Consider the following 17,069-nt stretch of genomic DNA (forward strand, 5'->3'; position numbering starts at 1 on the left):
GCCCCCGGCGGCGCGACGCGCGGATTTAAGTCTCGGGCCGCGGTGCGTCCGACATGGACATCGATGCGTCGGTCGACGACGGCTGGCTCGCGCTCGCCGGCGTCGGCGCCGGCTACGGGATCGCGGTCGGACTGGTGTTCCTGCTGGTCTTCGTCGCGCCGTACCTCGTCGTGGCGGCGCTGTAACGAGCGCTTCGACGGGAGAGGACGGTCGAGAAAGGGCTGAGCGGCCGCGACGCGATCAGGCGAACGCCAGCGAGTCGTCGGCGTTCGTCTCCTCGTCCTGACGGAGCTTCTCGTGGGCCTCGAGGAAGTCGTCGAGCGTGACCTCCGTGCGGTCGTCGCGGATGGCGAACATCCCGGCCTCCGTACAGATCGCCTTGATGTCGGCGCCGGACGCGTCGGGGGTCAGCTCGGCGAGCTCGGCGAAGTCGACGCCGTCGGCGAGGTTCATGTTGCGGGTGTGGATCTGGAAGATGATCTCGCGGCCCTCGGTCTCCGGCTTGGGCACCTCGATGAGGCGGTCGAAGCGGCCGGGGCGGAGGATCGCGGGGTCGAGCATGTCGAAGCGGTTGGTCGCGGCGATGATCCGGACCTCACCGCGCTCGTCGAAGCCGTCCATCTCGGAGAGCAGCTGCATCATCGTGCGCTGGACCTCGGCGTCGCCCGAGGTCTTCGAGTCCGTCCGCTTCGAGGCGATGGCGTCGATCTCGTCGATGAACAGGACGGCGGGCTGGTTCTCGCGGGCGACCTCGAACAGGTCCCGGACCAGCTTCGCGCCCTCGCCGATGAACTTGTGGACCAGCTCGGAGCCGGCCATCTTGATGAACGTCGCGTCCGTCTCGTTGGCGACGGCCTTCGCGAGCATCGTCTTGCCCGTTCCGGGCGGCCCGTACAGCAGGACGCCGCTCGGGGGCGTGATGCCCACGTCCTCGAACATGTCGGGGTGTTCGAGCGGCATCTCGACGGTCTCGCGGACCTCCTGCATCTGGTCTTCGAGCCCGCCGATGTCGGCGTAGGTGACGTCCGGCGAGTGCTCGACCTGCATGACGCGGGCGCGGACATCGGTCTCCTTCTCTAACTTCTTGACCACCGACAGCGAGTTGTTGACCGCGACGCGGTCGTCGGGGTCGAGCTTCTCGCGCATCTCGTCGGTGATCTCGGTGAGCGCCTCCTGGTTGTTGCCGTGCTGTTTGATCACGGCGCCGTCGGGCGTGATCTCCTGGACCGTCGCCACGAACAGCGGGGACTGCTTCAGCTTCTTGTTCTCGTGGGTGAGCCGTTCGAGCTTCTGCTGGTACTTGTTGTTCTCCGCGTTGGCGTCGAGGAGCTTGTCGCGCATCTCCTCGTTCTGGGACTCTAAGACGTCGAGCCGCTCCTGTAAGGAGTCGATCTTCTCCTGTTTCGACGCCGCTCCCTCGTCGTAGGGCATATCGACGTCGTCGACGGTGTCGCTCATTGTGCTTATTAAAGCGTCTCGCGGATAAGAGGCTTCGGGTGGGGGCACGATGCCGCCAGTATCGTCGGCGAGACGGCGACGCGCGGGAGGTTCGGCCGGACGGACTGGTCGGTTCGGGGCACATAAATGCCCAACAGTAATGAATTAGGATAGTAAATATTATTATCCGGCATGCGATCGATCGAGGTACGCATGAGCACGACCGATGCCGTCACCGCCGACGACGCGGCCGCGGACCGCTGGGCGGCCGTACGCGACCTGCCGCCGAGCGCGAAGCTCGTCGCGAAGGTGTTAGACTACAACGACACGCTGACCCAGAGCGAGCTGGCCGAGGAGACGCTGCTCCCGCCCCGGACCGTCCGCTACGCCCTGTCGCGGCTCGAAGAGGAGGGCGTCGTCGACTCCCGGTTCTCCTTCACCGACGCGCGCAAACGGCTGTACTCGTTGGCGGTCTGAGGCGGGGTTCGGACCGCGCCGCGGTCCGCAGGGTCGAGGGGGTGTCCGCGACGGTTTATCCCCGATGCCGCGCCAGTCGACCCGTGGTCTCGACTACCGCCGTCAAGCGCGCCCTGGCCGCGCTCGCGACGCGCACCGACACCGCGAGGCGCCCGTACGTCGCCGTGATCGACGAGGCGGACGCCGCGCGCGCCGACCTCCGCCGGGCGGCCGGCTTCGTCGACGCCGTCGGCCTCGACCGGCTGGCGGAGGCGGTCGACGCCGCGGAGCGCGCGGGCGACGAGGCCGCCGCCGAGCGCGGCCGCGAGGCGCTGGCCGCGTACCGGGCGTTCCGACGCGCGGCGGACGGTTCCGGCGGGGACGGTGACACCGACGCCGGCGGCCCCGAGCGGCGCGGCGACGGGCGCGACCACTTCCGCTCCGGCCCCGGAATCCCTAAGCCGGACACCGGCCAAGACGCGGACAGATGACACGGGTGATCCACACCGGCGACACCCACGTCGGGTACTCGCAGTACCACTCGCCGGTCCGACGCCAGGACTTCCTCGACGCGTTCGAGGCCGTGGTCGACGACGCGGTCGACGACGGCGTCGACGCCGTCGTCCACGCGGGCGACCTCTTCCACGACCGCCGGCCCGAACTCGGCGACCTGATGGGGACCATCTCCGTCCTCCGCCGGCTCGACGACGCGGGGATCCCGTTCCTCGCGGTCGTCGGCAACCACGAGTCGACGCGGGGCGGCCAGTGGCTCGACCTCTTCGAGCGCCTCGGCCTCGCGACCCGGCTCGGCGACGAGCCGGTCGTCGTGGGCGACACCGCCTTCTACGGTCTCGATCACGTCCCCGTCTCGCGGCGCGACGACCTCGACTACGCGTTCGCCGGCCACGACGCCGAGTACGCGGCGCTGGTCGCGCACGGCCTCTTCGAGCCGTTCGGCTACGCCGACTGGGACACGGAGACCGTGCTGACCGAGAGCGACGTCGACTTCGACGCGATGCTCCTCGGCGACAACCACACGCCCGACACCGCGCGGGTCGCCGACACGTGGGTGACGTACCCGGGCTCGACCGAGCGCGCGAGCGCCAGCGAGCGCGAGGGGCGCGGCTACAACGTCGTCGTCTTCGACGCCGACGCGGCCGGCGGCGACGACCGGGTCGAGATCCGGCGCCGCGCGCTCGACACCCGCCCGTTCGTCTTCGTCTCCGTCGAACTGCGCGAGGGCGAGGGCGAGTCGCGGGTCCGCGAGCGCGTGCGGGAGCACGACCTCGCCGAGGCGGTCGTCCACGTCGAGGTCACCGGGGAGGGCGACCCGGTGACGCCCGCGGCCGTCGAGGAGTTCGCGACCGACGAGGGCGCGCTCATCGCCCGCGTCACGGACCGCCGCGAGGTCGACGCCGACGGCGAGGTGGACGTGAGCTTCGCCGACCCGGAGGACGCCGTCCGCGACCGCCTCGACGAGATGTCGCTGTCGACCGCCGCGCGCGACGTGGAAAGCGCGGTCCGCGAGGACACCGTCCCGGACGCGAACGTCCGCGAGACGGTGAAGCGGCGGGTCGAGAAGCGGCTCGACGGCGACGGGGACCTCGGCGCGTTCGAGGCCGTAGAGCCCGACGCCGAGACCGCCGATGACGACGACGGCGGCGAACCGGCTGCCGAATCGGACGACGCCGAGGATGGCGCACCGGACAACGACGAATCGGACGACGCCGAGGATGGCGCACCGGACAACGACGAATCGGACGACGCCGAGGATGGCGCACCGGACAACGACGAACCGGACGGCGACGAACCCGAGCCCGATGAGTCCGACGCCGACCCCGCCGAGGCGACGGACGCCGACGCGGCGTCGCCGGACGGCCAGGTCTCCATGGAGGACTACCTGTGAAGTTCGACCGCGTCCGCCTCGCGAACTTCAAGCCCTACGGCGACGCCGACCTGCGGCTGACCGAGGGGGTCACCGTCATCCACGGGCTCAACGGCAGCGGGAAGTCGTCGCTCCTGGAGGCCTGCTTCTTCGCGCTGTACGGCTCCAAGGCGCTCGACGGGACCCTCGATGACGTGATCACGAACGGCGAGGAGGAGACGGAGGTGGAGCTGTGGTTCACCCACGACGGCGTCTCCTACCGGGTCGAGCGGCGGCTCAAGTCCTACGACGGCCGGATCGACCACCAGTGTACGCTCGAGTCGACCGACGGGAGCGACGTGACCCGCGACGGCGCCCGCGCAGTCCGCGAGTTCGTCACGGAGCTGCTGCGGATGGACGCCGAGGCCTTCGTCAACTGCGCGTACGTCCGGCAGGGCGAGGTGAACAAGCTGATCAACGCCACCCCGTGGGAGCGGCAGGACACGATCGACGACCTGCTCCAGCTCGGGAAGTTAGAGGAGTACCGCGAGCGCGCCGGCGACGCCAGGCTCGGCGTCGAGGACGTGCTGGAGAACCGGCGCGGGCGGCTCGACCAGCTCGACGAGCAGATCGCCGCGAAGGAGGACCGCGACCTCCACGCGCGGCTCAACGAGCTGGAGGGCGAACTGGGCGAGGTCACCGACGACATTAACCGGTACGAGACGCAGCGGGACCAGGCGAAGGAGACGCGCGACGCGGCCGCCGAGACGCTGTCGACGCACGCGGAGAAGCGAGAGAAGCTGGAGGCGGTCGAGTCGGAGATCGACGAGATCGAGGCCGCGATCCGCGAGGCCGAGCGCGAGCGCGACGACCACCGCGACGCGATCCGCGAGACGCGCGAGCGGATCGACGAGATCGAGTCGGAGATCGACGGGCGGCTCGACGACGCCGGCCTCGACGCGGCCACCGAGGAGGCGATCGCCGACCGCCGCGCGGCGCTCGACGAGCGGGAGGCGACGGTCCGCGAGGATCTCGACGACGAGCGGGTGAACGCCGAGGGGCTCCGCAATCAGGCGACGAACCTCGCCGGGAAGGCCGACGACCGGACCGAGCGCGCCGCAGAGATCGAGGCCGAGGCCGACGACCTCGCCGACGAGGCCGAGGCGACGGCGGCGGAGGCCGACGAGGCCGAGTCGTCGGTCGCGGACCTCCGCGAGGAAGCCGAGGAGCTGCGCGAGCGGTTCGCGGCCGCGGACGCCGACGTCGACTGTGACGGCGTCGCCGAGGAGCGGGACGCGCTGCGCGACGAGCGCGGCGAGGTCCGCGAGCGGATCGCCGAGCTGTCGGCGGAGCTGAAGAACGCCCGCGAGCGCGTCGCGGAGGCCGAGGAGCTGCTCGCGGCGGGGAAGTGTCCGGAGTGCGGCCAGCCGGTCGAGGACTCGCCGCACGCCAGCGGGATCGACGAGGACCGCGAGCGCGTCGCGGAGCTGGAGGCCGAGCTCGCGGACGCCCGCGACCGCGAGGGTGACTTAGACGACCGGATCGCGGAGCTCGACGGGCTCGCGAGCGCGGCCGACCGGCTCGACGAGATCGACGAGCGGGTCGAGACGCTCGAAGCGCGCGTCGAGGAGAAGCGCGAGGCGGCGGACCGGAAGCGGGAGACGGCCGAGGAGAAGCGCGAGCGCGCCGCCGAACTCAGAGACGCGGCCGAGGAGACGCGCGAGGTCGCGGCCCAGAAGCGCGAGGAGGCGGAGGCGGCCGCGGCGCGCGTCGAGGAGCTCGAGTCCGAGATCACGGAGATCGACGACGCCCGCGAGGCGGTGACGGCGGTCGAGGAGCGCCTGTCCGCCGTCGCGGACGCGGAGGACGAGATCGAGCGCCGGCGCGAGAAGCGGGAGAACCTCGAAGAGGTGAACGACGAGCGGCGCGACCGGCTCACCGACAAGCGCGAGCGGCGCGACGAGCTCGCGGACGCCGTCGACGAGGCCGCGGTCGAGACGGCGAGGGAACGGAAACAGGAGGCCGAGCGGTACCTCGAACGGGTCGCCGAGGAGCTCGACCGCCTCGGCGAGCGCCGCGAGGAACTCCAGAACGCGATCGGCGGGGTGAAAGGCGAGCTCCGCGAGCTCGAGGAGCTCCGCGAGGAGCGCGAGGCGCTCGGCGAGCGGGTGGCCGCGCTGGAGGGCCTCCACGAGGAGACGAGCGAGCTGGAGTCGATGTACGGCGACCTGCGCGCGGAGCTCCGCCAGCGCAACGTGGCCGAGCTGGAGCGCACCCTCAACGAGACGTTCGAGCTCGTCTACGGCAACGACGCCTACTCGCACATCGAGCTCGACGGCGAGTACGTCCTCACCGTCTACCAGAAGGACGGCGAGCCGCTCGACCCCGAGCAGCTCTCCGGCGGCGAGCGCGCCCTGTTCAACCTCTCGCTGCGCTGCGCCATCTACCGGCTGCTCTCGGAGGGGATCGAGGGGGCGGCGCCGACCCCGCCGCTCATCCTCGACGAGCCGACGGTGTTCCTCGACTCCGGCCACGTCTCCCGGCTCGTCCGGCTCGTCGAGGAGATGCGCGGCTTCGGCGTGCGCCAGATCGTCATCGTGAGCCACGACGACGAGCTGGTGGGCGCGGCCGACGAGCTGGTCACCGTCGAGAAGGACCCGCGCTCGAACCGCTCGACCGTCCGGCGGGAGGACGCGGCGGACATCGAGGCGGCGTCGCTCGCCGACGACTGAGCCGAGGCCCGCGGTCCGGGCGGGTCGGCGCGCGCGTCACTCGTCGTCCGCCGACTCGCCGCGCAGCAGCGCCAGCGCCTCGACCGCGACCGGGGTGGCCTCGTAGCCGCGGCGCCCGGCGACCTCGGCCTTGTCGACCAGGCCGGCCGCGCGGAACTCGGAGAGCGCGCCGTGGAGGTCGGACTCGCACATGTCGGCCGCGTCGAGGAGGTCGATAGCGGCGATCGGCCCCTCGTCGACGACCACCGCGAGCAGGCCGAGCGACCGGTCGTCGCGGACAGCGCCGAGCGTCCGACGGACCGGTTCCGGCACGCCGGAGGCGGCGGTCGCGAGCGGCGACTCGCCGTCGACGACCCGGAGGTCGTCGTTGTCGACGTACCGCTCCGCGCCGGTCGCCGGGTCCCGCACGCGGCTCGACTCGGCGGAGCGCTTCACGAGGAGGTACGTCTCGCCGTCGCCGTCGCGGACCGTCTGCATGGTCGAAGGAGGGCGCTCGCCGGGTATTACGCTTCCGGGGGCGCCGCGTCGGGGTCGGGGTCGCGGCCGTCCGCCTCGGACCCCGGATCGCCGTCGCCCTCCCCGTCGGCCTCGTCTCGCGACCGCTTCCACGACCGGTACGTCTGGTAGGTGCGGACGCCGGCCAGGAGCCCGACGACGAACAGGGCCGGACCGACCCGCGACCAGCCCTCGAAGAACCACACCATCGGGCCGAGCGCGACGAGGAGGACGGCGGCGTTGGCGTAGATGACGGCGACGACGAACGCGCGGAGGGTGCCCTGGTCCACGTCGCTCGCGCCCTCGAAGTCGCCGCCGTCGTCGAACGACTTCACCGAGGGCGCCCGCGGAATGTCGGGCGTCATCTCCCGCTCGGCGTCGGAGCTCTCGCCGACCGAGATCTCGCCCTCGTCGTCCTCGTCGAGGCTGAACACGCCCGGCCGTACGCCGCGCCGGGGCAAAGGGGTTCCGTCCGGACGCGGCGCCGCGGCTGCTGGCGAGCGAGTGCGGTGCGGCGGGGCGGCGGACGGCAGTAGAAGGGCCGCGTCAGACCGCGTCGGCGAGCCGGACGGTTCGGCTCGCCTCGACCCACGCGAGGGGGTTCGCGGCGTCGAAAAGCACCACGTTCCCGTCGTCTTCGTACGCCTCCACCTCGGCGTCGACCGCGTCGGAGTCGGCCGGGCGAGCCACCTCGGATTCGGAGCGTGGGTCCGAAGACATGGACCGTGGTAAGTCATCACACATTATATGCCTTTCCGTGGCGGGATAGCTCGCCGCACCCGAAAGCCGAGTTTTTTAGCCGGGTGCCGCCGAAGGGCGGATATGACTCAGTCGGGGCTGTCGGACTTCTCGTCGATCGGGGACGCGGGCGACGGGGCCGACGGCGACACGGACACCGAACGGGAGGAGCTGGCCGCCCAGGAGGCGGCCGTCGTCGCCGGCGGCGGCCGCGGTCACGTCAGCGACGTGGTCGACGTCGACGAGGCGAAGTTCCCGGAGTCGACGGGGACCGTCGAGCTGATGATCACCCAGATCGACTACGCCGTCGAGGGGTACGGGAGCGACGAGTACCCGGTCGTCCACGTGTTCGGTCGGCGGCCGGCCGAGGACGTCGACGGGGAGGCCGAAGGCGTCGACGGCGACCCGGACCACGACGTCGTCGAACACCTCCGCGTCCTGGGCGTCGAGCCGTACTTCTACGTGCCCACCGCCGACCTCGACCGCGACCCCGTCGAGGAGTACGACGTGGTGATCGGGACCCGCGAGGAGAGCCCGGACGGCGAGCCCTTCGAGAGCATCCGCGGCGAGCCGCTCACCCGGATCGTCACCCGGACGCCCCGCGACGTGGGGAACATCCGGGACGACTTCGAGACGAGCTTCGAGGCCGACATCCTGTTCCCGAACCGCTTCCTGATCGACAACGGGATCAACGGCGGAATCCGCGTCGAGGAGCGGCGCCTCGACGACGGGGAGGGGACGATCCAGGTCCACGAGGGCCACCTCGAACCCGCCGAGGTCGACGCCGACCTCCGCGTGAACACCTTCGACATCGAGGTCGACGACCGGCGCGGCTTCCCCGAGGACGGCGAGGAGCCGATCATCTGTCTCACCAGCCATGACTCCTACGACGACGAGTACGTCGTCTGGCTGTACGACGCGCCCGAGGCCGACATCCCGCCGCCAGAGGACCTCCCCGACTACGAGGGGATCGTCGGCGGCGACGGGGAGCTGGACTTCCGGGTCCGCACCTTCGAGGAGGAGGCCGCGATGCTCGACGCGTTCGTCGAGTACATCGACGAGACGGACCCGGACCTCCTGACCGGCTGGAACTTCGAGGACTTCGACATGCCGTACGTGTTCGACCGCATGGAGGTGCTCGACGACGGGAGCCAGTACGACCTCGACGTCGACCGGCTCTCCCGGATCGGCGAGGTGTGGCGCTCCGGGTGGGGCGGTCCGGACGTGAAGGGACGGGTCGTCTTCGACCTGCTGTACGCCTACAAGCGCACGATGTTCACCGAGCTGGAGTCGTACCGGCTCGACGCGGTCGGCGAGCGCGAGCTCGGCGTCGGGAAGGAGCGCTACACGGGCGACATCGGCGACCTCTGGGAGCAGGACCCGGAGCGCCTGCTGGAGTACAGCATCCGCGACGTGGAGCTGTGCGTCGAGATCGACCGGAAGCAGGACGTGATCGCCTTCTGGGACGAGGTGCGGACCTTCGTCGGCTGCAAGATCGAGGACGCGCCGACGCCCGGCGACACGGTCGACATGTACGTCCTCCACAAGGCGTTCGGGAAGTTCGCGCTCCCGACGAAGGGCCAACAGGAGTCGGAGGAGTTCGAGGGCGGGGCGGTCTTCGACCCGATCACCGGCGTCAAGGAGATGGTGACGGTCCAGGACCTGAAGAGCCTCTACCCGATGTGCATGGTGACGATCAACGCCGGCCCGGAGACGAAGGTCGACCCCGCGTCGTACGACGGCGAGACGTACGTCGCGCCCAACGGGACCCACTTCCGGAAGGAGCCGGACGGCATCATGCGCGAGATGGTCGACGAGCTGCTCTCCGAGCGCGAGGAGAAGAAGGCGCTCCGGAACGACCACGACCCCGGGACCGAGCCGTACGAGCAGTACGACCGGCAGCAGGGAGCTGTCAAGGTTATTATGAACTCACTCTACGGCGTGACGGGGTGGGATCGGTTCCGTCTTTACGACAAAGAGGGCGCAGCAGCCGTCACAGCGACCGGTCGCGAAGTCATCGACTTTACCGAGGAGGCCGCAGAAGAGCTTAATTATCAGGTTGCTTATGGGGATACCGATTCGGTCATGTTGTCTCTTTCTGACATGTCGAAGGAGGAGGCGATAGAGACCTCCTTCGAGATAGAGGACCACATCAACGAGCGCTACGACGACTTCGCGCGCGAAGAGCTCAACGCCGACGAACACCGCTTCCAGATCGAGTTCGAGAAGCTCTACCGGCGGTTCTTCCAGGCGGGCAAGAAGAAGCGGTACGCGGGTCACATCGTCTGGAAGGAGGGGAAAGACGTCGACGACATCGACATCACCGGCTTCGAGTACAAGCGCTCGGACATCGCCGGCATCACGAAGGAGGTCCAGCAGAACGTCATCGAGACCATCGTCACGGGCGACGACATCGACGACGACATGGAGGAGGTCAAGGAGTACCTCGTCGACGTCATCGCGCGGGTGCTCGACGGCGACGTGGACCTCGACGAGGTCGGGATCCCCGGCGGCATCGGCAAGAAGCTCGACGCCTACGACACGCCGACCGCGCAGGTCCGCGGCGCGAAGTACGCCAACCTCATGCTCGGGACGAACTTCGGCAGCGGGTCGAAGCCGAAGCGGCTCTACATCGAGAAGGTCCACCCGGACTTCTGGGCGCGGATGGAAGACGAGGAGGGGCTCGACCCCCAGCGGGACCACCTCTACGGGGAGTTCAAACGCGACCCGGACGTGATCTGCTTCGAGTACGCCGACCAGGTCCCCGACGAGTTCGAGGTCGACTGGGAGAAGATGCTCGACAAGACCCTCAAAGGACCGATAGAGCGCGTGATAGAGGCGCTCGGCATGTCGTGGGAGGAGGTCAAGACGGGCCAAGAGCAGACGGGGCTCGGCTCGTTCATGTGACCGACGGCGAGGCGAAACGCCGGTCGTCGAAAGCACTTTTCGATCGGAAGAAAATTTCTTGGTCGATCTGCGATTTTTGAGGCGGAGATGCGTAACCGTTAACCCCCGCAACACCCACTGTTCGCACACGAGGCACGAGAACACAATGGCAACTCTCGAAATCAACGACCTTCGGGCACGAGTGGCCGAAGAGGGCGGTGAACGGATCCTTCGCGGCGTCGACCTGACCGTCGAGTCCGGGGACATCCACGCGCTGATGGGTCCCAACGGCTCGGGCAAGTCGACGCTGGCGAAGGTGATCGCCGGCCATCCGGCCTACGAGGTGACCGACGGGTCAATCTCCCTCCACCTCGACGAGGAAGACGTCGCCGACGTGGACGCCGACCTCGACGACGAGGATTACCACTGGGAGCTCCTGGAGCTGGAGCCGAACGAGCGCGCCGCGCTCGGCATCTTCCTCGGCTTCCAGTACCCCGCTGAGATCGAGGGCGTCACCATGACGAACTTCCTCCGCCAGGCCCTCAACGCGAAGGCCGACGAGCGCGAGGAGCTGTTCGAGGACGAGGACGAGGAGTCGGCCGAGGCCGACGAGGACGACGAGGGGTACGAGACCTCCCCGATGGAGGGGCCCGCGGACGACGGCGAGATCGGCGTCGCCGAGTTCCAGGAGATCCTCTCCGAGAAGATGGAGCTGCTCGACATGGACGAGAAGTTCATGCAGCGGTACCTCAACGCCGGCTTCTCCGGCGGCGAGAAGAAGCAGAACGAGGTCCTCCAGGCCGCGATGTTAGAGCCGTCGGTCGCCGTGCTCGACGAGATCGACTCCGGGCTCGACATCGACCGCCTGAAGGACGTCTCGAAGGGGATCAACGCGCTCCGCGACGAGCAGGGCACGGGCATCCTCCAGATCACCCACTACCAGCGCATCCTCGACTACGTCGAGCCCGACCACGTCCACGTCATGCTCGACGGCGAAGTCGTCAAGAGCGGCGGCGCGGAGCTCGCCGAGAAGCTGGAGGACGAGGGGTACGACTGGGTCCGCGAGGACGCCTTCGAGGCGGCGTAACCGAATGCGGGCACGCGACACACGTAAACACGGGAATCCGTAACAATACACTATGAGTTCACAACAGGACGACCTCAAGGAGACAGACACCGAGGCCCGCTTCGAGTTCAAGAAGGAGGAGAAGTCCGCCTTCAAAAGCGAGAAGGGCCTCACCGAGGAGACGGTCCGCGTCATCTCGGAGGACAAGGACGAACCGGAGTGGATGTTAGAGCGCCGCCTGCGTGCGCTCGAGCAGTTCCAAGAGATGCCGATGCCGACCGACTGGCCCGGGCAGCCGGACCTCTCGGAGGTCGACATCGACGAGATCGTTCCCTACATCCGCCCGGACATCGAGACCCGCGGCGGCGCGGACAGCTGGGAGGACCTCCCCGAGGAGATCCAGGACACCTTCGACAAGCTGGGCATCCCGGAGGCCGAGAAGAACGCGCTCTCGGGCGTCGGCGCGCAGTACGAGTCCGAGATCGTCTACCAGAACATGCAGGAGCGGTGGGAGGAGAAGGGCGTCATCTTCTGTGACATGGACAAGGCCGTCCAGGAGCACGAGGAGATCGTCCGCGAGCACTTCATGACGAAGTGCGTCCCCCCGAGCGACAACAAGTTCGCGGCGCTTCACGGCGCCATCTGGTCCGGCGGCTCGTTCGTCTACGTCCCGGAGAACACCACCGTGGAGATGCCGGTCCAGGCGTACTTCCGGATGAACTCCGAGGGGATGGGCCAGTTCGAGCACACGCTCATCATCGCGGAGGAGGGCTCCGAGGTCCACTACATCGAGGGCTGTTCCGCCCCGAAGTACTCGGCGTTCAACCTCCACTCGGGCGGCGTGGAAGTGTTCGTCGGCGAGGACGCCCACGTCCAGTACTCGACCGTCCAGAACTGGTCGAAGAACACGTACAACCTGAACACGAAGCGCGCCATCGCCGAGAAGGGCGGGCGCATGGAGTGGATATCCGGGTCGATGGGGTCGAAGGCGACGATGCTGTACCCGTCGACGATCCTGAAGGGCCGCGGCGCCTCCGACAACCACATCACCATCGCCTTCGCGGGCGAGGGGCAGGACATCGACACCGGCGCGAAGGTGTACCACAACGCGCCGAACACGAAGTCCACCGTCGAGTCGAAGTCGATCGCGAAGGACGGCGGCCGCACCAACTACCGCGGCCTCGTCCACATCGCGGACGGCGCGGAGAACTCCTCGACGGCCGTGGAGTGCGACGCGCTGATGTTCGACAACGAGTCGACCTCCGACACGATGCCGTACATGGAGATCAACGAGTCGAAGGTCGACGTCGCCCACGAGGCGACCGTCGGGAAGATCGGCGACGAGGACATCTTCTACCTCCAGTCGCGCGGTCTCGACGACGACGACGCCAAGCAGATGATCGTCTCGGGCTTCATCGAGCCGATCACGGAGGAGCTGCCGATCGAGTACGCCGTCGAGCTGAACCGGCTCGTCGAGCTGGAGATGGAGGGTTCGCTCGGATAACATGAGCACGAAGCAACTAGAGAGCCTCTCGGAGGAGACGGTACGACGCATCGCCGACGAACGCGACGAGCCCGAGTGGCTCCTGGAGACCCGGCTGAACGCGCTGTCCGCGCTGGAGACCGCGGAGCTGCCCGACGTCATCCAGACGCCGGGGCGCCGCTGGACCGACCTGGAGGCGCTGGACTTCGAGGCGCTCGTCGACCCGCTGAACCAGGCCGACGAGACCGAGCGGACCGCGGGCGACGACGAGGTCGTCGTCCTGCCGTTCACCGAGGCGCTCGCCGAGTACGGCGACGTGATCGAGGCGAACTTCGGCTCCGTCCTCGACCCCGAACACAACTACCTCACCGCGCTTTCGGTCGCGCTCTTCACCACCGGGACGTTCGTCTACGTCCCCGAGGGCGTCGACGTCGAGGACGTGACGGTGCGCGCGGAGATGAACTCCCGCTCGCTGTTCAGCCAGACGCTCGTCGTCGCCGAGGAGTCGTCGTCGGTGACGATCCTCGAGTCGATCGAGACCGGTGACGCCGAGGTCGACGACGACCGGTACTTCTCGAACCTCGTCGAGGTCGTCGCGGGCGAGAACGCGAACGTCCAGTTCGGCTCGCTCCAGAACCTCGACGCGGACGCGTACACCTACTCGCTGAAGCGCGGCGTGACGGACACCTACGCGACGATCGACTGGATCGAGAGCAACTTCGGCTCGAAGCTCACCCGGTCCGACATCGAGACCGACCTGAACGGCGACGGCTCCGAGAGCCAGATCGTCGGGACGTTCTTCGGCACGGACGACCAGCACTTCGACATCAACGCCCGCGTGTGGCACCAGGCCGAGCAGACGACCGCCGACCTGGTCACCCGCGGCGTGCTCGACGACGTCGCCCGCTCCGTCTACGAGGGCGTCCAGGACGTCGGCGAGGACGCGTGGAACACCTCCAGCTACCAGCGCGAGAACACGCTGATGCTGTCGGACGACGCCGAGGCGGACGCGTCGCCGAAGCTGATCATCCACAACCACGACACCGAGGCCTCCCACTCCGCGACGGTCGGGCAGGTCGACGCCGAGGACCTGTTCTACCTCGAGAGCCGCTCGATCGACTCGCGGACGGCCCGGAACATGCTCGTCGAGGGCTTCTTCGTGCCCGTCTTAGAGGAGATCGCGGTCGACGAGTTCCGCGACGACGTCGAGGAGCTCGTCTTCGAGCGCCTCCAGTAACGGTCGGCGCTCGCGGCCCGCCCGCCGAACGGATTTTTTCGACGCCCGACGCGCCGACTGAGCGACCGGCGCGCGAGGGGAACCGCTTAAGACCGACGACGCCCGAGTCGGTGGTATGCGAACCCGCGTATCGCGCCGTCTCGGGTGGTCGCGGTGAGCGTGAGCCAGCGGGTCGCCTCCGACGACCAGCTCGCGCGGCTGCTCCAGATCGGCATCGTGCTCGAGGAGGTCGTCGAAGCGCGAACGCACCGCCACTACCAGCAGCTGGACGCCGAGCTCGACGAGGAGGTGGAGACGCTGCTCGCGGACGCCGCCGAGGAGTCGGCCGACCACCGCGAGCGCTTGGAGGCGCTCATCGAGGGGCTCGGCGTCGACAGCGTCCCGTTCGACGAGATCGAGTCGCTGGTCGACGCCCGCTACGGGCGGACGCGACCGGAGGACTTCGACGACGTGCTGTACGACCAGCTGTGCAACGAGGAGACGGCGTACAAGTTCTACGACGACCTCATCGAGGCGATCGAGGACTCCGACGCGGCGTTCTCGATCGACCGCGATGAGCTGATCGCGACCCTGACGGCGATCCGCGACGAGGAGGCCGAGGGAGTGCGCGAGGTCACGGAGGTCATGGAGCGCCGATGAACCGGGCAGACGAGTCGCCGACGAGCGCCGACGGAGGACAGCCGTGAACACCGCAGATCAGTACCTCAAGACGATATACGTCGTACAGGACGAAGAGGACGGGCCCGCCTCGACCGGGTCGATCGCCGACGCGCTCGGCGTCAGCCCGGCCAGCGCCAACGAGATGATCGGCAAGCTCGAAGAGCGGGGGCTCGCAGAACACGAGAAGTACAAGGGCGTGCGTCTCACCGACGACGGCATCGTCCGCGCGCGGGACGCCCTCCAGACGTACTGTATCATCGAGCGCTTCCTCGCCAACGTCCTCGCGGTCGAGGACTTCCAGGCGGAGGCCCGCGAGCTTGAGGCGGTCATCGACGACACGGTGGCCGAGCGGCTCGACACGATCATCGACCGCCAGCCGGAGTGTCCGGACTGTTTCGACCCCGAGACCGACGCCTGCGCGTGCTTAGAGGTCGCGGCGGCGCCGGTCGAGCCGGAACAGCAGTAAGGACCGCCGCGGGGGACCGTTTTAGACGCCGGTCGAGTACCGCAGGATACCCGCGATGCCGCCGAACGCGTCGAGCAGCTGCTCGCCCTTCTCGAAGTCCGTCGAGATGAACCGCGTCTCGGTGCCGCGCTGCTCCGCGATGGCCATCAGGTGTTCGATGACGTCCTCGCGCTCCTCGACGGCCGCCTCGTCGCCGCACTCGCTACACTCGTGGTCGGGCGTCGAGTGGCGGGCGTCGACGATCTCGTACTCCTCGTGGCCGTTCGGACACTCGTAGACGACGACGTCCGAGCGGAGGTCCTCGGAGATGAGCAGGCGGTCGACCGACCCCATGATCAGGTTCCGGCGGGTCTGTTCGAACCCGTAGGTGGCCTCCTGCCCGGTGTTGAGCTTCTCGAAGAACTCCTCCATGTCGTTTTTGTCCTGGACGATCTCCTGGTCCGCGAGCGCCTCCTGGCCCGCGTCGACGAGGTCCTTCAGCCCGGACTCGTCGGTGTAGGCCACGTCGAACTTGCCGAGGACCTTGTCCTGAAGCTCGTGGTGGAGGTAGTCGCCGTCGAGGAACTCGTCTTTCGTCGGCGAGGGGCCGCCGACGAGGATGCCGTCGAGCTCGTGGCGCCTGTCGACGAACAGGTCGTTGGCCATCCCCGCGACCTCCTGGTAGAAGTTGTCGATGGCCTCCAAGCGCAGGCGGGCGAACCGCTGTGCGGACTGACCCCCCTTCCGCTGTTTGCCGGGGACGAGCGAGGAGGCGGACTTGACGGGCTCGACGCGTTTCCCCTTCAGCCAGCCGACGTTCGCCTCGCGGCGGTCCAAGACGATGAGCCCGAACAGCCCGGAGTCTTCGAGCATGTGCTCGAGCGGCTCGGTGAGGAACTCCGAGTCGCAGTGGTACCGGAACGACTCGACGGGCTGGGGCGGCGACTCCAGCGTCCGGGTGACCATGTCGGTCTGTCCGCCGCCCGCGTCGATGGCGCCGGAGAAGATCACCAGCCCGTTCTCGGGCGGGAAGGTGTCGTAGTAGCGCAGTCGGTCCTTGATCGAGGTGAGCGCGTCCTGAACGGCGGTCCGGGTCTGCTTGGACTTGATGTTCGACGCCTCGCTGTGCTCCTGGGTAACGTGGGCCACCACGTCGGAGATCTGCCTGTCTTCGGGGATGTAGATGGTGACGAGCTGGGTGCCGGAGCCCTCGTAGTCTTTGAGTTCCTCGATGACCTTGCGGAACTCGTACTTCCGGCGGTCCTCGTTCGCCTCCTGTGCGTCGCTACTCATTGTCCGAAATACGGTTGCGTGCGTGTAAGTAAGCTTTGACCTCCCGGCCGGCGCGTCGAGACCGGGTCGCACGGGTCGCTAAGCGGCCGTTTACTTATAAATGGACTGCGATGGCGCGTGCCTGCGAGCGGCCGGAGGCCGCGAGACAGCACGCGCGAGGGAGTCGGTCGCCCGAGCGGAGCGACGGGCGGCCGACGAGGCTGGGGAGGTGTGAGGCGCAGGGCGGTGTTGTGTGGGGCGGGAATCAAAGGGGCAGCCGTGAGGACAGCGCAGGCGA

At 68.5% G+C, this 17,069-nt stretch carries 16 protein-coding genes; 11 read left to right on the forward strand and 5 right to left on the reverse strand.

Going from position 1 to position 17,069, the window contains the following annotated elements; all coding sequences use genetic code 11:
• Nucleotides 1–53 precede the first annotated feature (53 nt).
• Nucleotides 54–185: a hypothetical protein gene (locus tag HPS36_RS16980; protein ID WP_255409713.1), complete on the forward strand. Its 132-nt coding sequence runs from the start codon at nt 54–56 to the stop codon at nt 183–185.
• Nucleotides 186–240: 55 nt separating this feature from the next.
• Here HPS36_RS16980 and pan1 read toward each other — a convergent pair whose 3' ends face one another.
• Nucleotides 241–1,458: a proteasome-activating nucleotidase Pan1 gene (gene pan1, locus HPS36_RS05730; RefSeq protein ID WP_137717564.1), complete on the reverse strand. Its 1,218-nt coding sequence runs from the start codon at nt 1,456–1,458 to the stop codon at nt 241–243.
• A gap of 192 nt (nt 1,459–1,650) precedes the next feature.
• On the opposite strand from pan1, the gene HPS36_RS05735 reads away from it, so the two are divergent.
• The 4 genes from HPS36_RS05735 (at nt 1,651) to rad50 (ending at nt 6,489) form a co-directional block, all read left to right on the forward strand.
• Nucleotides 1,651–1,914 (forward strand): MarR family transcriptional regulator, encoded by a 264-nt coding sequence (locus HPS36_RS05735; RefSeq protein WP_121563554.1) that lies wholly within the window; start codon nt 1,651–1,653, stop codon nt 1,912–1,914.
• 83 nt (nt 1,915–1,997) lie between these two features.
• Nucleotides 1,998–2,384, forward strand: a complete 387-nt coding sequence (locus HPS36_RS05740; protein ID WP_173229051.1) for a hypothetical protein — start codon at nt 1,998–2,000, stop codon at nt 2,382–2,384.
• Nucleotides 2,381–3,799, forward strand: coding sequence for a DNA double-strand break repair protein Mre11 (gene mre11 / locus HPS36_RS05745; RefSeq protein ID WP_173229053.1), 1,419 nt, complete (start codon nt 2,381–2,383; stop codon nt 3,797–3,799). The genes HPS36_RS05740 and mre11 overlap by 4 nt, the downstream gene beginning before the upstream one ends.
• Nucleotides 3,796–6,489: a DNA double-strand break repair ATPase Rad50 gene (rad50, locus tag HPS36_RS05750; protein ID WP_173229055.1), complete on the forward strand. Its 2,694-nt coding sequence runs from the start codon at nt 3,796–3,798 to the stop codon at nt 6,487–6,489. Before mre11 ends, rad50 begins: the two co-directional genes overlap by 4 nt.
• Nucleotides 6,490–6,525: 36 nt before the next feature.
• On the opposite strand, the gene HPS36_RS05755 is transcribed toward rad50, so the two are convergent.
• From HPS36_RS05755 to HPS36_RS05765, 3 genes are all read right to left on the reverse strand, one after another.
• Nucleotides 6,526–6,966 (reverse strand): DUF7346 family protein, encoded by a 441-nt coding sequence (locus HPS36_RS05755; protein ID WP_173229057.1) that lies wholly within the window; start codon nt 6,964–6,966, stop codon nt 6,526–6,528.
• 26 nt (nt 6,967–6,992) lie between these two features.
• Nucleotides 6,993–7,418: a DUF7322 domain-containing protein gene (locus tag HPS36_RS05760; protein ID WP_173229059.1), complete on the reverse strand. Its 426-nt coding sequence runs from the start codon at nt 7,416–7,418 to the stop codon at nt 6,993–6,995.
• 112 nt (nt 7,419–7,530) lie between these two features.
• Nucleotides 7,531–7,704, reverse strand: a complete 174-nt coding sequence (locus tag HPS36_RS05765) for a DUF7331 family protein (protein WP_167551914.1) — start codon at nt 7,702–7,704, stop codon at nt 7,531–7,533.
• A gap of 102 nt (nt 7,705–7,806) precedes the next feature.
• Between HPS36_RS05765 and HPS36_RS05770 the strand changes: the two genes are divergently transcribed.
• The 6 genes from HPS36_RS05770 to HPS36_RS05795 all read left to right on the forward strand — a co-directional run bounded on the left by HPS36_RS05770 (nt 7,807) and on the right by HPS36_RS05795 (nt 15,520).
• Entirely contained in the window at nt 7,807–10,629 is a 2,823-nt protein-coding gene (locus tag HPS36_RS05770; RefSeq protein ID WP_173229061.1) for a DNA-directed DNA polymerase, read from the forward strand.
• Nucleotides 10,630–10,774: 145 nt separating this feature from the next.
• Complete coding sequence (locus tag HPS36_RS05775) at nt 10,775–11,695, forward strand: ABC transporter ATP-binding protein (RefSeq protein WP_173229063.1); 921 nt, start codon at nt 10,775–10,777, stop codon at nt 11,693–11,695.
• 52 nt (nt 11,696–11,747) lie between these two features.
• Entirely contained in the window at nt 11,748–13,178 is a 1,431-nt protein-coding gene (gene sufB, locus HPS36_RS05780) for a Fe-S cluster assembly protein SufB (protein WP_121563545.1), read from the forward strand.
• A 1-nt stretch (nt 13,179) separates the two neighbouring features.
• Nucleotides 13,180–14,394: a Fe-S cluster assembly protein SufD gene (gene sufD, locus HPS36_RS05785; protein WP_121563544.1), complete on the forward strand. Its 1,215-nt coding sequence runs from the start codon at nt 13,180–13,182 to the stop codon at nt 14,392–14,394.
• Between the two features lie 153 nt (nt 14,395–14,547).
• Nucleotides 14,548–15,033 (forward strand): ferritin family protein, encoded by a 486-nt coding sequence (locus HPS36_RS05790; RefSeq protein ID WP_173229065.1) that lies wholly within the window; start codon nt 14,548–14,550, stop codon nt 15,031–15,033.
• A 43-nt stretch (nt 15,034–15,076) separates the two neighbouring features.
• The gene (locus HPS36_RS05795; RefSeq protein WP_137717574.1) at nt 15,077–15,520 is read left to right on the forward strand and encodes a metal-dependent transcriptional regulator; all 444 of its coding nucleotides are present in this window, start codon (nt 15,077–15,079) and stop codon (nt 15,518–15,520) included.
• 21 nt (nt 15,521–15,541) lie between these two features.
• Here the strand turns inward: HPS36_RS05795 and prf1 are convergent, their stop codons facing one another.
• Nucleotides 15,542–16,792, reverse strand: coding sequence for a peptide chain release factor aRF-1 (prf1, locus tag HPS36_RS05800; RefSeq protein ID WP_137717575.1), 1,251 nt, complete (start codon nt 16,790–16,792; stop codon nt 15,542–15,544).
• Between the last annotated feature and the right edge of the window lie 277 nt (nt 16,793–17,069).

Source organism: Halorubrum salinarum, from assembly GCF_013267195.1.
GTDB lineage: Archaea > Halobacteriota > Halobacteria > Halobacteriales > Haloferacaceae > Halorubrum > Halorubrum salinarum.

What these genes read in the sequence shown, in the direction of transcription:
- HPS36_RS16980 (WP_255409713.1), top strand. Translation starts at nt 54, where the DNA reads ATGGACATCGATGCGTCGGTCGACGACGGCTGGCTCGCGCTCGCCGGC.
- pan1 (WP_137717564.1), bottom strand. Translation starts at nt 1,458, where the DNA reads ATGAGCGACACCGTCGACGACGTCGATATGCCCTACGACGAGGGAGCG.
- HPS36_RS05735 (WP_121563554.1), top strand. Translation starts at nt 1,651, where the DNA reads ATGAGCACGACCGATGCCGTCACCGCCGACGACGCGGCCGCGGACCGC.
- mre11 (WP_173229053.1), top strand. Translation starts at nt 2,381, where the DNA reads ATGACACGGGTGATCCACACCGGCGACACCCACGTCGGGTACTCGCAG.
- HPS36_RS05755 (WP_173229057.1), bottom strand. Translation starts at nt 6,966, where the DNA reads ATGCAGACGGTCCGCGACGGCGACGGCGAGACGTACCTCCTCGTGAAG.
- HPS36_RS05765 (WP_167551914.1), bottom strand. Translation starts at nt 7,704, where the DNA reads ATGTCTTCGGACCCACGCTCCGAATCCGAGGTGGCTCGCCCGGCCGAC.
- HPS36_RS05770 (WP_173229061.1), top strand. Translation starts at nt 7,807, where the DNA reads ATGACTCAGTCGGGGCTGTCGGACTTCTCGTCGATCGGGGACGCGGGC.
- HPS36_RS05775 (WP_173229063.1), top strand. Translation starts at nt 10,775, where the DNA reads ATGGCAACTCTCGAAATCAACGACCTTCGGGCACGAGTGGCCGAAGAG.
- sufB (WP_121563545.1), top strand. Translation starts at nt 11,748, where the DNA reads ATGAGTTCACAACAGGACGACCTCAAGGAGACAGACACCGAGGCCCGC.
- sufD (WP_121563544.1), top strand. Translation starts at nt 13,180, where the DNA reads ATGAGCACGAAGCAACTAGAGAGCCTCTCGGAGGAGACGGTACGACGC.
- prf1 (WP_137717575.1), bottom strand. Translation starts at nt 16,792, where the DNA reads ATGAGTAGCGACGCACAGGAGGCGAACGAGGACCGCCGGAAGTACGAG.